A 13,318-nucleotide genomic window follows, 5' to 3' on the forward strand; every position below is an offset into this window, starting at 1 on the left:
TCGAGGCTGGCGTTTTTGTTTCAGACCACCAGATTGTTCATCTCGCAGTATTCTTCCCAATCGACACCCAGCACTTCGGCCGCCTCCTTGTGCAGCTCCAGGCGCTTGGCCTCAAACTCTTCAGGGGTACTGGTGTACTTGAGCGTCAGTTCCCACGGCTGCAAACCCTGGGCTTCGGCTTCATCTTCGAACGCCCACTGGATCTGGTCCTTCTGCTCATCGGGACTCAGGTCCTTGATCTCGTCCATCAACTCCGGCGCATCAAGTTTGTACTTCTCCAGCGCTTGTTCGTGGCGTTGCTCTTGGGTCAATTCAGTCATGGCGTTCTCGCTGATCGTAAGAATGGAAGATGGATCTGGATCTGGATCATCAAGGATCTCTCTGACGCGGATTGTCCGGCCTTCGGAACCATTCGGGATCATCTGAAAACTGCTGGGCGATGCTCATGCAGACAGCGAATATAGGACGTTTGGCGAGCGAATTACACGGGTCTTTACATCTCTCCCACAAAAAGTTGACCGGGGGAACATAAAACCGGATTTCGGGGGAGGAGCGAGAATGTGGGAAAAGCGAAGTGGTGCCCGAGACAGGAATCGAACCTGCGACCTTCGCGTTACGAGTGCGCTGCTCTACCGGCTGAGCTACACGGGCGGTGGGCTAAACCTAGCACCGGTATTGAAGGTCGGCAACTTCGTAGAATGACTCGATATTTCGCAGGCAAAAAAATGCCCCGCCGTTTTCACGGCGGGGCATTTTTATTGCGCTAATGCTGCGGGGAAATTAAACGCCCGAAGCCTTGGCCGCTGCCACGTCTTTGATGGACAGCTTGATACGGCCGCGGTTGTCCACGTCCAGTACCAGCACTTCCACTTCCTGGCCTTCTTTCAGGATGTCGGTCACTTTCTCTACGCGAGCGTCGCTCAGCATCGAGATGTGAACCAGACCGTCCTTGCCAGGCAGGATGTTGACGAATGCGCCGAAGTCGACGATGCGCTCAACCTTGCCGACGTAGATCTTGCCGATCTCGGCTTCTGCGGTGATACCCAGAACGCGCTGGCGTGCTGCTTCAGCCGCTTCCTTGGTTTCGCCGAAGATCTTGATCGAACCGTCGTCTTCGATGTCGATCGAAGCCTTGGTTTCTTCGCAGATCGCACGGATGGTCGCGCCGCCTTTACCGATAACGTCACGGATCTTGTCGGTGTCGATCTTCATCGCGATCATGGTCGGAGCGTTGGCCGACAGCTCGGTACGCGACTGACCGATGATCTGGTTCATCTGACCAAGGATGTTCAGGCGCGCTTCCAGGGCCTGGCCCAGAGCGATTTCCATGATCTCTTCGGTGATGCCCTTGATCTTGATGTCCATCTGCAGCGCGGTAACACCTTTGGCGGTACCGGCTACTTTGAAGTCCATGTCGCCCAGGTGGTCTTCGTCACCCAGGATGTCGGTCAGGACGGCGAATTTCTCGCCTTCTTTAACCAGACCCATGGCGATACCGGCAACCGGTGCCTTCATCGGAACACCAGCGTCCATCAGGGCCAGGGAAGCGCCGCAAACGGAAGCCATCGAGCTCGAACCGTTGGATTCGGTGATTTCCGAAACCACACGGATGGTGTACGGGAACACGTCAGCGGCAGGCAGCATGGCCGAAACCGAACGACGGGCCAGACGGCCGTGACCGATTTCGCGACGACCGGCGCCACCCATGCGACCACACTCGCCCACCGAGAACGGAGGGAAGTTGTAGTGCAGCATGAACGGGTCTTTTTTCTCGCCTTCCAGGGTGTCCAGCAGCTGTGCGTCACGGGCGGTGCCCAGTGTCGCGACGACCAGAGCCTGGGTTTCGCCACGGGTGAACAGTGCCGAACCGTGGGTCTTCGGCAGAACGCCGACTTCGATGTTCAACGGACGTACGGTGCGGGTGTCGCGACCGTCGATACGTGGCTTGCCGTTAACGATGTTTTCGCGAACGGTGCGGTATTCGATTTCGCCGAAAGCGGCTTTGACGTCGGAAGCCGAAGGCTGGCCTTCTTCGCCGGACAGCTTGGCAACAACTTGATCCTTCAACTCACCCAGGCGAGCGTAACGGTCGGCCTTGATGGTGATGGTGTAAGCCTGGGAGATCGCTTCGCCGAACTCGGAACGGATGGCGGCCAGCAGCTCGGTAGCTTCCGGAGCCGGTGCCCAGGTCCAGGTTGGCTTGGCCGCTTCGGCAGCCAGTTCTTTAACGGCGTTGATCACGACCTGGAACTCGTCGTGAGCAAACAGTACCGCGCCCAGCATCTGGTCTTCGGTCAGCTCTTTGGCTTCCGATTCAACCATCAGTACGGCGTCCGAAGTACCGGCAACGACCATGTCCAGGCTCGAAGCAGCTTGCTGCTCGTAGGTCGGGTTCAGCAGGTAGCCGGTGCTTTCGTGGAAAGCAACGCGGGCGGCGCCGATCGGGCCGTCGAACGGAATGCCCGAGATCGCCAGGGCAGCCGAGGTACCGATCATCGCAGCGATGTCCGGATCGGTCTTCTTGCTGGTGGAAACGACGGTGCAGACAACCTGCACTTCGTTCATGAAGCCTTCAGGGAACAGCGGACGGATCGGACGGTCGATCAGTCGGGAAGTCAGGGTTTCTTTCTCGGAAGGACGGCCTTCACGCTTGAAGAAACCGCCAGGGATCTTGCCGGCAGCGTAGGTCTTTTCCTGGTAGTGAACGGACAGAGGGAAGAAGCCCTTGCCCGGATCGGCTTGCTTGGCACCGACTACGGTCACCAATACGCTGACGTCGTCGTCAACGGTGACCAATACTGCGCCGGAGGCCTGACGGGCGATACGGCCAGTCTCGAGGGTAACGGTCGACTGACCGAACTGGAATTTTTTGATTACCGGGTTCACGGTGTCCTACCTTCTTTGTGGCTCTTGGGGGAACTGGTTTCTTGCGAAATTCTTGGGCAACGTCGGGAATCGGCCCGCTGATTGTCCGGGTAAAACGGTAGTTCAGATAAAACTTGAGGCTGGGAGCCTGCCATGCGCCAGCGGGAAACCCGTTGACGCACGACAGACAACCAACCTCTAGCGCAATCGCTGATTAGCGACGCAGACCCAGGCGAGCGATCAGAGCGCTGTAACGGCTCAGGTCCTTGCCTTTCAGGTAGTCCAGCAGCTTGCGACGCTGGTTAACCATGCGGATCAGACCACGACGGGAGTGGTGGTCTTTACCGTTGGCCTTGAAGTGACCTTGCAGTTTGTTGATGTTGGCGGTCAGCAGTGCAACTTGCACTTCTGGCGAACCAGTGTCACCAACAGCTTGCTGGTAGTCAGCTACGATTTGGGCTTTTTCTTGAACGTCGAGAGCCATGAGGCAATCCTTTTATCAGGAAACCGTTACAAAAACGGTTTCAACAGGCCAGGGACAAATCCCTGTATCTATAAATGAGTAGTGACCGTGCCTGTTAACAGCCACACTCGTTCGGTCATTCTGACCGAATCAGTCGACGCGGCGCGATGCGCCCGTCTTCGCTCACTTCACCGATACCGATGAAGCGACCGTTATGATCCTGTACCCGCACCATACCGAACTTCGGAGCATCCGGGGCACGTACCGGCTGGCCGTTGAGCCAGTAGAACGCGCTCGCTTCCGAGAACTGCAGCAGTGGCCAATCCTGCAGGCCGCTGTCCGATGGCATCAGGAAGCGGTCGACCGCTTCGTTGCCGCCTTCGGCATGTACCGCTTCCAGCTCTTCGAGGGTCACCGTCTGCGCCAGGGTGAAAGGCCCGGCCTGGGTACGACGCAGTTCAGCGACGTACGCACCACAACCGAGTTGCTCACCGATATCCTCCACCAGGGTACGAATATAGGTGCCCTTGCTGCAATCCACCGCAAGACGCGCAGTATCGCCTTCGAAGGCCAGCAATTCCAAGCGCGCAATAGTAACAGAACGCGGTTCGCGCTCCACTACTTCGCCTGCACGGGCCAGCTTGTACAGCGGCTGGCCATCACGCTTGAGAGCCGAGTACATCGGCGGTATCTGACTGATTTGACCGCGAAATTTCGGCAGGACCGCTTCAATGTCGGCCTGACCAACGGTCACCGGACGCTCCTGCAAAACCTCACCTTCGGCGTCTGCCGTGGTGGTGGTCTTGCCCAGTTGCGCCAGGGTTTCATAACCCTTGTCGGAATCGAGCAGGTACTGCGAGAACTTGGTCGCCTCGCCAAAGCACAGCGGCAGAACGCCGGTGGCCAGCGGGTCGAGACTGCCGGTGTGACCGGCCTTCTCGGCGTTGAGCAGCCAGCGAACCTTCTGCAACGCGGCGTTGGAGGTGAACCCCAACGGCTTGTCGAGCAGGATGATGCCGCTGACATTACGACGGATACGTTTGACCTGAGCCACCGAGTTACTCCTTGGAGTCTTCGGGTGCAGCAGTTTCGTGCTGACTGTCTTCGGCCACCGCGCGCTCGATCAGAGCCGACAGGTGCGCACCACGGGCGACACTTTCGTCGTAGTGGAAATGCAATTGAGGCACGCTGCGCAGCTTCATTTCACGGGCCAACTGCATGCGCAGGAAACCGGCGGCAGCATTGAGCACCTTGATGCTTTGCGCGATGTCTTCGGCGTTGTCCTGCCCCATCACGGTGATGAAGATCTTCGCGTGACCCACGTCACGGCTGACATCAACAGCGGTAATGGTGACCAGGCCGACACGCGGATCTTTGACTTCACGACGGATCAGCTGGGCCAGCTCACGCTGCATCTGATCGCCGATACGTTGGGTACGGCTGTATTCTTTTGCCATGATTTGTTACCTGTTACTGCCCCGCGGTGAAACCCGCAAGGTCTGAAAGCGGCAAACGCCCGGCCTGACAAAAAGCCAGACCGGGCGTTGCGTTTAGAGTCCTGACGCCGTGCCGCGCATTTTCATGCGACGGCCCGACGTGGCCCTTGAAGTGCGCGAGTCAGAGGCTGCGAGCAACCTGAACCTTCTCGAAGACTTCGATCTTGTCACCGACCTTGACGTCGTTGTAGCTCTTCACGCCGATACCGCATTCCATGCCGGCACGTACTTCCGAAGCGTCATCCTTGAAGCGGCGCAGGGATTCCAGCTCGCCTTCGAAGATCACGATGTCTTCACGCAGTACGCGGATCGGACGGTTACGGTGAACAGTACCCTCGATCACCATGCAGCCGGCGATGGCGCCGAACTTAGGCGAACGGAACACGTCACGAACTTCGGCCACACCGAGGATGTTCTCGCGAACATCGCTGCCAAGCATACCGGTCAGGGCTTTCTTGACGTCTTCGATGATGTCGTAGATCACGTTGTAGTAACGCATGTCCAGACCTTCCTGCTCGACGATCTTCCGTGCGCCGGCATCGGCACGCACGTTGAAGCCGAACAGTACAGCGTTGGAAGCCAGTGCCAGGTTGGCGTCGGATTCGGTGATACCACCGACACCGCCACCGACCACGCGCACTTGCACTTCGTCGTTGCCCAAGCCGTTCAGAGCGCCCTGCAGTGCTTCCAGCGAACCACGGACGTCGGATTTGAGGACGATGTTGAGCGTCTTCTTCTCTTCCTGACCCATGCTTTCGAAGATGTTTTCCAGCTTGCCGGCGTGAGCGCGAGCCAGTTTGACTTCGCGGAACTTGCCTTGACGGAACAGAGCCACTTCACGGGCTTTCTTCTCGTCGGCAACCACGCTCATCTCGTCGCCAGCATCAGGCGTACCGTCCAGGCCGAGGATCTCGACCGGAATGGCCGGACCTGCTTCCTTGATCGGCTTGCCGTTCTCGTCGAGCATGGCGCGCACGCGGCCATAGTTCGAGCCGACCAGCACCATGTCGCCTTGACGCAGCGTACCGTCCTGAACCAGAACAGTCGCTACCGGGCCACGACCCTTGTCCAGACGCGATTCAACCACGACACCACGGCCAGGAGCCGATGGAGTGGCAGTCAGCTCGAGAACTTCGGCTTGCAGCAATACCGCTTCAAGCAGTTCGTCGACGCCGGTACCCATTTTCGCCGAGACCGGAACGAATGGAGTGTCACCACCCCAGTCTTCGGAAGTCACGCCGTGGGCCGACAGTTCGCTACGGATGCGATCGAGATCAGCGCCTGGCTTGTCGATCTTGTTCACTGCAACTACCAGCGGAACGCCAGCCGCCTGAGCGTGCTGAACGGCTTCGATGGTTTGTGGCATCACGCCGTCGTCCGCCGCAACCACCAGGATCACGATGTCGGTCGCCTTGGCACCACGGGCACGCATTGCGGTAAACGCGGCGTGACCCGGGGTGTCGAGGAAGGTGACCATGCCGCGTTCGGTTTCAACGTGGTAGGCACCGATGTGCTGGGTGATACCACCGGCTTCGCCAGCAGCTACCTTGGCACGACGGATGTAGTCGAGCAGCGAGGTCTTACCGTGGTCAACGTGACCCATTACGGTCACAACCGGCGCACGAGGAACAGCCTCACCTTCAAACTTCAGGGACTCGGCCAGGGAATCTTCCAGGGCGGTGTCGCTGACCAGGGTCACTTTGTGGCCCAGCTCTTCGGCTACCAGCTGAGCAGTTTCCTGATCAAGCACCTGGTTGATGGTCGCTGGAGTACCCAGTTTGAACATGAACTTGATGATTTCAGCAGCCTTCACCGACATCTGCTGAGCGAGATCGCCAACAGTGATGGTTTCGCCGATCTTCACTTCACGCACGACAGGGCCGGTCGGGCTCTGGAAACCGTGGGCGTTGCGTTTCTTCAGCTTGGCCTTGCCGCGACCGCCGCGACGGAAGCCATCGCTTTCTTCGTCGGTAGTGCGTGGCGCCACACGTGGAGCCGGTGCCTTTTCCTTGACCGAAGCGCGATGCGGAGCGTTCTTGCGCTCGCCATCGCCGCTGCCGCGACGGTTGTTGTCGTCGGCGCGAGGCTTGTCCGGACGGCGCTGTTCGTCACGCTTGCGAGTGTCGGCAGCTGGCGCAGCAGCCACAACCGGTGCAGCTTCGCGCACGGGTTCAGCGGCTGGCGCAGGCGCAGCAACAGGCTCGGCGGAAGCGGTCGGTGCAGCAGCAGGCTGGCGACGCGCTTCTTCTTCGGCGCGAACGCGGGCTTCTTCTTCAGCCTTTTGACGGGCAGCATTTTCTACTGCGCGACGCTCATCCAGTTCACGCTTGCGCTCGGCTTCGATTTCTTCCGGGCTACGCTGTACGAAAACTTTCTTCTTGCGGACTTCAACGCTGATGCTTTTGCTGCCAGCCACACGCAGGGTGCTGGTGGTTTTACGCTGCAGCGTGATCTTGCGTGGTTCTTCCACTTTCGCCTTGTGGCTGCTCTTCAAGTGAGTCAGCAGGGATTGCTTCTCACTGTCAGTCACATGTTCTTCGGCGGCGGTGTGCGGCAGACCTGCCTCACGCATCTGCTGCAACAGGCGCTCTACCGGTGTTTTGACCTCATCGGCCAGTTGTTTCACCGTGACTTGCGTCATGCATTTCTCTCCTCAGGCCGCGCCTAATTACTCGAACCAGTGGGCTCGGGCGGCCATGATCAACTTGCCGGCACGATCATCGTCAATGCCGTCGATGTCGAGCAGGTCGTCAATAGACTGCTCGGCCAGGTCTTCGCGGGTAATTACGCCGCGCACCGCCAGTTCCATCGCCAAATCCTTGTCCATACCCTCAAGCGAGAGCAGGTCTTCGGCCGGATGGGCGTCTGCCAGCTTTTCCTCAGTAGCGATGGCTTTGGTCAACAAGCGATCCTTGGCACGAGCGCGAAGCTCGTTGACGATGTCTTCGTCAAAGCCGTCGATGTTGAGCATTTCTTCCAACGGTACGTAGGCAATCTCTTCCAGGCTGGTGAAGCCTTCGTCGACCAGCACCTGAGCCAGCTCTTCGTCGACTTCCAGCTCGTCGATGAAGTTGCGCAGGATGTCGCCGGTTTCCGCTTGTTGCTTAGCCTGGATGTCCGATTCGGTCATCACGTTCAGGGTCCAGCCAGTCAACTGGCTCGCCAGACGCACGTTCTGACCACCACGACCGATGGCCTGAGCCAGATTGTCTGCGCCAACGGCGATGTCCATGGCGTGGGCATCTTCGTCAACGATGATGGCCGCCACTTCTGCCGGCGACATGGCATTGATCACGAACTGCGCCGGGTTGTCGTCCCACAGGACGATGTCGACACGCTCGCCACCCAACTCGCCCGACACGGCCTGGACGCGCGAACCGCGCATACCGATGCACGCGCCCTGCGGGTCGATGCGTTTGTCCTTGGAGCGGACAGCGATCTTGGCGCGCGAACCCGGATCACGGGAAGCGGCCATGACTTCGATGAGGCCTTCAGCGATTTCCGGCACTTCAATACGGAACAGCTCGATCAGCATTTCCGGCGCGGTACGCGATAGGATCAGCTGCGGGCCACGGTTCTCGGTGCGGATTTCCTTGAGCAGCGCACGCAGACGCACGCCAACACGGAAGGTCTCGCGAGAAATGATGTCTTCACGGGCCAGCAACGCTTCGGCGTTATTGCCCAGATCGACGATCACGTTGTCGCGGGTCACTTTCTTGACGGTGCCGGAGATGATCTCTCCCAGGCGCTCGCGATAAGCGTCGACCACTTGAGCGCGCTCGGCTTCGCGCACTTTCTGCACGATGACCTGCTTGGCGGTCTGCGCAGCAATGCGGCCGAATTCGATGGATTCGATCTTTTCTTCGACGACGTCACCGACCTTGGCACCAGGATGCGTTTCAGCAACCTTGCTTGGCCAGGTTTCGATGGCCGGATCATCGAGATCATTCTCTTCGACGACCGTCCAGCGACGGAAAGTTTCGTAAGAACCGGTGTGGCGATTGATTTCCACACGCAGATCAACTTCGTCTTCAAAACGCTTTTTGGTAGCAGTGGCCAGAGCCAGCTCCAGCGCTTCAAAAATTACGCTTGCCGGTACGCCCTTTTCATTGGATACCGACTCAACAACCAGCAGTACTTCTTTGCTCATCGTACGCCTCGCCTTTCGCAAGCCATTGGATCCGCGGGATCCGCGTCTCAGTCAAAACTGGGAATAATGTTGGCCTTGTCGATCATATCGATCGGCAACAGGAACTCATGGTCATCTACCTGCACCACGACATCCTGTTCTTCTACACCGCGCAGAAGGCCCTGAAAGTTGCGTCGACCTTCAAAAGGCGAGCGCAGCCTGATCTTTACTTGTTCACCGGCAAATTTGGCAAACTGCTCAAGAGTGAACAGTGGGCGCTCCATGCCAGGCGAGGAAACTTCAAGGGTGTATTCAACGGAGATCGGATCTTCAACATCCAGCACACCGCTGATCTGACGGCTGACGATGGCGCAATCGTCCACCAGTACGCCGCCTTCCTTATCGATATAAACGCGCAACATTGAGTGACGACCTTGAGCCGAGAACTCAATACCCCAGCATTCATAGCCCAGGGCCACGACCACCGGGGCCAACAAGGCCTGCAACTCTTCTAGCTTGCTCGACACCTGAACCCCCTCGTGCATGTATGTGCATGCTTTGCAAAATAAAAAAATGGGCGAAACGCCCATCCTTGAAACGCCGTCGAACAGCGGCGTTGAAAGTGTCCAGCTAACAAAAAGCCCCTTAAAAGGGGCTCCTTAAACTGGTTGCGGGGGCCGGATTTGAACCGACGACCTTCGGGTTATGAGCCCGACGAGCTACCAGACTGCTCCACCCCGCGACAAAGCTGGGGCGGAAGTATACGACCGATCCCCAGTAGGGTCAATGTAACCTTCCACCTGCAAGAAAGCCCGCAACAGCGGGCTCTCCTGACTAATTGGTACCGAGAAGGGGACTCGAACCCCTACACCCTATGGGCACAACCACCTCAAGGTTGCGTGTCTACCAATTCCACCACCTCGGCAATACTACGTTTGAAACCCTTCTTACTTCTGCTCTTGAGCTGGAGGCACATCAGTCGCTGGAGTAGCCGACTTTTGCTCTTGAAGCACCGGGACATCATCAGAAGCCGGTTGTTGCTTTGGAACTTCCAACACTGCCGGATTTGGCAAACCTGCTTGAGTCAGCTGATGAGCCTTCTCTTTAGCAAAGTATCCTAACCCCAAGCTGGTTATGAAGAAACCGGCGGCAAGTATAGCAGTAAACTTACTAAGAAAGGTAGAGGAACCTTGGCTTCCGAACACAGTATTTGAAGCACCTGCTCCGAAAGACGCGCCAGCGTCCGCACCCTTACCCTGCTGCAGCAAAACCAGAGCAACCACGCCCAATGCACCCAGCAGATGAAAAACGACTACGACTGTTTCCAGCATTTTTTCAGTTTCCCGCGGCGCGACAGATCGCACCGAACTCATCTGCATTCAGGGAAGCTCCACCAATGAGCCCCCCATCGATATCCGGCATGCCGAACAGTTCGACCGCATTGGCCGCCTTCACGCTGCCGCCGTATAGAAGCCGTACATTTCGCGCGACTTCAGAATTCTCTGCCGCCAGCTGCTCGCGAATGGCTTTATGCACATCCTGAGCCTGCTGCGGCGTTGCAGTCAGCCCGGTACCAATGGCCCAGACCGGCTCGTAAGCGATCACTGCATTGGCAAAAGCACCGACACCCAGCTCCTCGATGATGCTGCCCAGCTGACGCCCGACAACCTCAAGAGTCTTTCCGGCTTCGCGCTGCTCCAGGGTTTCCCCTACACACAACACCGGAATCAAGCCACATGCCTGTGCCGCTGCGAACTTGCGATTCAGCATTCCGTCTCGCTCGCCCATGATCTGGCGGCGTTCGGAGTGCCCGACAAGCACCAGGGAACAACCTGCATCCACCAACTGACTCGGTGCAATTTCACCGGTCAACGCACCTTGCATCGATTCCACCGCAGAATTCTGCGCGCCGACCGAAATCGACTTTCCTTTCAAGCCATCAATCACTTGATTGATATGCAGGCAAGGCGGGAATACCGCGACATCAACACCGCTTGGCAAGGCCAGATGACGAAGGCCGTTGATCAGCTCAGCGACGCTGGCGCGGGTACCGTGCATCTTCCAGTTACCAGCTACCATAGGGCGACGCATGCTGTACCTCGTCGGTCAAAGTGGGCGCAGATGTTACCCAACACAATCATGGCTGGCAAGCCGTATCAGGCAGAAACTTCAGTTACCAGTTTTGCCAGTTCTTCGGCATAGCTGCGAACCTGGGTTTCGTCCTCGCCTTCGACCATGACACGCACCAGAGGCTCTGTGCCGGACTTGCGCAGAAGCACACGCCCACGACCCGCCATCGCCTCGGTCACACGCTTGCTGGCTTCCTTGACAGCCGGGTGATCGAGCGGACTGTCGCCGCCGCCGAAACGGACATTGATCAGCACTTGAGGGCACTTGCGCAGAGCCTGACGGGTTTGCGCCAGACCTTCGTTTCGGGTTTTCAGTGCCATCAACACCTGCAGGGCCGCGATGATCGCATCACCTGTCGTGGTGTGATTGAAGCAGACAACATGCCCCGAGTTCTCGCCACCCACCAGCCAATCGCGCTCGAGCAGCTCGGCAATCACATAACGGTCGCCCACATTGGCACGCACGAAAGGAATACCGAGATCCGCCAGCGCCAGCTCCAGGCCAAGGTTGCTCATCAGCGTACCGACCACGCCACCCTGCAATTTGCCACGCTCATGCAGGTCACGGGCAATGATGAAGATCAGTTCGTCACCATCGACTATCGCACCGGTATGGTCGACCATCAGTACGCGGTCACCGTCGCCATCGAAAGCGATCCCCAGATCGGCGTGCTCGGCAAGCACCGCCGCCTGCAACGGCCCCATATGAGTGGAGCCGCAGTTGTCGTTGATGTTCAGCCCGTTGGGTTGCGCGGACAACACCACAACTTCAGCGCCCAACTCGCGGAATACACTTGGCGCGACTTTATAGGTCGCTCCGTGTGCACAATCGATCACGATCTTGAGACCGGCAAAACTGGTGTTGGTCGGCACACTGCTCTTGCAGAACTCGATGTAACGGCCGGACGCGTCGTTGATTCGCGACACCTTACCGATCTTGCTCGACTCGACAACAGTCATTGGCGCATCGAGCAACTCCTCGATCATCAGCTCCAGCTCATCCGGCAACTTGGTGCCTCTGCCGGAGAAAAACTTGATGCCGTTATCGTCGTGAGGGTTGTGCGATGCACTGATCACAATGCCGGCTTCAGCCTGGAAAGTTCGCGACAAGTAAGCGATAGCCGGCGTCGGCATCGGACCGAGCAGCATCACATCAGCACCCGCCGACGTCAGGCCGGCCTCCAGCGCCGATTCGAACATGTAACCGGAAATTCGCGTGTCCTTGCCGACGAGCACCTTGCAGGCACCCATTTTTCGGAATGCCATACCCGCAGCCCAGCCGAGCTTGAGCATGAAGTCAGGAGTAATCGGGTATTCACCGACACGACCACGAATGCCGTCGGTACCAAAGTATTTCTTGCTCATAAGTGCTCCATCATTCTTATTCGGCTGATTCCACGGCCGCGATCATGCGCACGACATCCACCGTTTCTGCTACATCATGGACGCGCAATATACGTGCGCCTTTGACCGATGCCAGTGCGGCCAGCGCCAGACCACCGTACAGACGCTCGCCCACCGGGCGATTCAGGGCCTGTCCGATCATGCTTTTTCGCGAAACGCCCACCAGCAGAGGTCGCCCCAATGCATGGAGGGCTTCCATGTGCCTGAACAAGCTTAGATTGTGCTGAAGGGTTTTGGCGAAACCGAAGCCAGGATCGAGGATGATCCGCTCGGCGGGTATGCCGACCGAGGCGCACCGCTCCATACGCTCGGCGAGAAACTCCCCCACTTCACGAGTCACATCCTGATAGTGCGGATTGTCCTGCATGTTGCCGGGCTCTCCCAGCATATGCATCAGGCAGACTGGCAACCCGGTGGCCGCAGCAGCATCCAGCGCACCATCACGCTGCAACGATCGCACATCATTGATCAGGCCTGCCCCCAGACGCGCAGTTTCCCGCATGACAGCCGGAGTGGATGTATCGACCGAAATGATCACATCGAGTTCGCGATTGATCAGCTCGACGATCGGCGCCACTCGCTCAAGCTCCTCGAGAGGAGAAACCGCACGAGCGCCAGGACGGGTTGACTCTCCGCCAACATCGATCAGCGTCGCACCGGCCAACACCATTGCCTCGGCATGACGCAGGGCCGCATCAAGCTGGCTGTATCGGCCACCATCGGAGAAGGAATCGGGAGTGACATTGAGAATGCCCATGACATGCGTCCGGGCCAAATCAAGAACCCGGTTGCCGCAAGGCAACCGGGTCAGGGACTGTACAGAAGTCATTTC

At 58.1% G+C, this 13,318-nt stretch carries 12 protein-coding genes and 3 tRNA genes; all 15 read right to left on the reverse strand.

Features of this window, described 5'->3' with window-relative positions:
* Window positions 1-20 precede the first annotated feature (20 nt).
* The gene (locus M5B98_RS22370) at window positions 21-320 is read right to left on the reverse strand and encodes a DUF6388 family protein (protein ID WP_085711843.1); all 300 of its coding nucleotides are present in this window, start codon (window positions 318-320) and stop codon (window positions 21-23) included.
* A gap of 255 nt (window positions 321-575) precedes the next feature.
* Window positions 576-651: transfer RNA gene (locus tag M5B98_RS22375), tRNA-Thr, on the reverse strand.
* A 129-nt stretch (window positions 652-780) separates the two neighbouring features.
* Window positions 781-2,886, reverse strand: a complete 2,106-nt coding sequence (gene pnp, locus M5B98_RS22380) for a polyribonucleotide nucleotidyltransferase (protein ID WP_192563479.1) — start codon at window positions 2,884-2,886, stop codon at window positions 781-783.
* A gap of 193 nt (window positions 2,887-3,079) precedes the next feature.
* Window positions 3,080-3,349 (reverse strand): 30S ribosomal protein S15, encoded by a 270-nt coding sequence (rpsO, locus tag M5B98_RS22385; RefSeq protein ID WP_085698397.1) that lies wholly within the window; start codon window positions 3,347-3,349, stop codon window positions 3,080-3,082.
* 115 nt (window positions 3,350-3,464) lie between these two features.
* Window positions 3,465-4,382, reverse strand: coding sequence for a tRNA pseudouridine(55) synthase TruB (gene truB, locus M5B98_RS22390; protein WP_007953739.1), 918 nt, complete (start codon window positions 4,380-4,382; stop codon window positions 3,465-3,467).
* Between the two features lie 4 nt (window positions 4,383-4,386).
* Window positions 4,387-4,785 (reverse strand): 30S ribosome-binding factor RbfA, encoded by a 399-nt coding sequence (rbfA, locus tag M5B98_RS22395; protein WP_248738350.1) that lies wholly within the window; start codon window positions 4,783-4,785, stop codon window positions 4,387-4,389.
* 160 nt (window positions 4,786-4,945) lie between these two features.
* Entirely contained in the window at window positions 4,946-7,465 is a 2,520-nt protein-coding gene (gene infB / locus M5B98_RS22400) for a translation initiation factor IF-2 (RefSeq protein WP_085711845.1), read from the reverse strand.
* A gap of 27 nt (window positions 7,466-7,492) precedes the next feature.
* Window positions 7,493-8,974: a transcription termination factor NusA gene (nusA, locus tag M5B98_RS22405; protein WP_003221546.1), complete on the reverse strand. Its 1,482-nt coding sequence runs from the start codon at window positions 8,972-8,974 to the stop codon at window positions 7,493-7,495.
* 47 nt (window positions 8,975-9,021) lie between these two features.
* Window positions 9,022-9,480, reverse strand: a complete 459-nt coding sequence (gene rimP / locus M5B98_RS22410; protein WP_065260004.1) for a ribosome maturation factor RimP — start codon at window positions 9,478-9,480, stop codon at window positions 9,022-9,024.
* A gap of 138 nt (window positions 9,481-9,618) precedes the next feature.
* Window positions 9,619-9,695 (reverse strand) — tRNA-Met (locus M5B98_RS22415).
* 97 nt (window positions 9,696-9,792) lie between these two features.
* Window positions 9,793-9,878 (reverse strand) — tRNA-Leu (locus tag M5B98_RS22420).
* A 22-nt stretch (window positions 9,879-9,900) separates the two neighbouring features.
* Window positions 9,901-10,284 (reverse strand): preprotein translocase subunit SecG, encoded by a 384-nt coding sequence (gene secG, locus M5B98_RS22425; protein WP_011332406.1) that lies wholly within the window; start codon window positions 10,282-10,284, stop codon window positions 9,901-9,903.
* A gap of 4 nt (window positions 10,285-10,288) precedes the next feature.
* Window positions 10,289-11,044 (reverse strand): triose-phosphate isomerase, encoded by a 756-nt coding sequence (gene tpiA / locus M5B98_RS22430; protein ID WP_119426653.1) that lies wholly within the window; start codon window positions 11,042-11,044, stop codon window positions 10,289-10,291.
* Window positions 11,045-11,109: 65 nt separating this feature from the next.
* Window positions 11,110-12,447 (reverse strand): phosphoglucosamine mutase, encoded by a 1,338-nt coding sequence (gene glmM / locus M5B98_RS22435; protein ID WP_248744003.1) that lies wholly within the window; start codon window positions 12,445-12,447, stop codon window positions 11,110-11,112.
* Between the two features lie 16 nt (window positions 12,448-12,463).
* On the reverse strand, window positions 12,464-13,315 hold the full coding sequence (gene folP, locus M5B98_RS22440) for a dihydropteroate synthase (RefSeq protein WP_248744004.1): 852 nt from the start codon (window positions 13,313-13,315) through the stop codon (window positions 12,464-12,466).
* Window positions 13,316-13,318: the final 3 nt, after the last annotated feature.

Origin of the sequence: Pseudomonas sp. MWU12-3088, assembly GCF_023242405.1 — a bacterium.
Taxonomy (GTDB): domain Bacteria; phylum Pseudomonadota; class Gammaproteobacteria; order Pseudomonadales; family Pseudomonadaceae; genus Aquipseudomonas; species Aquipseudomonas kribbensis.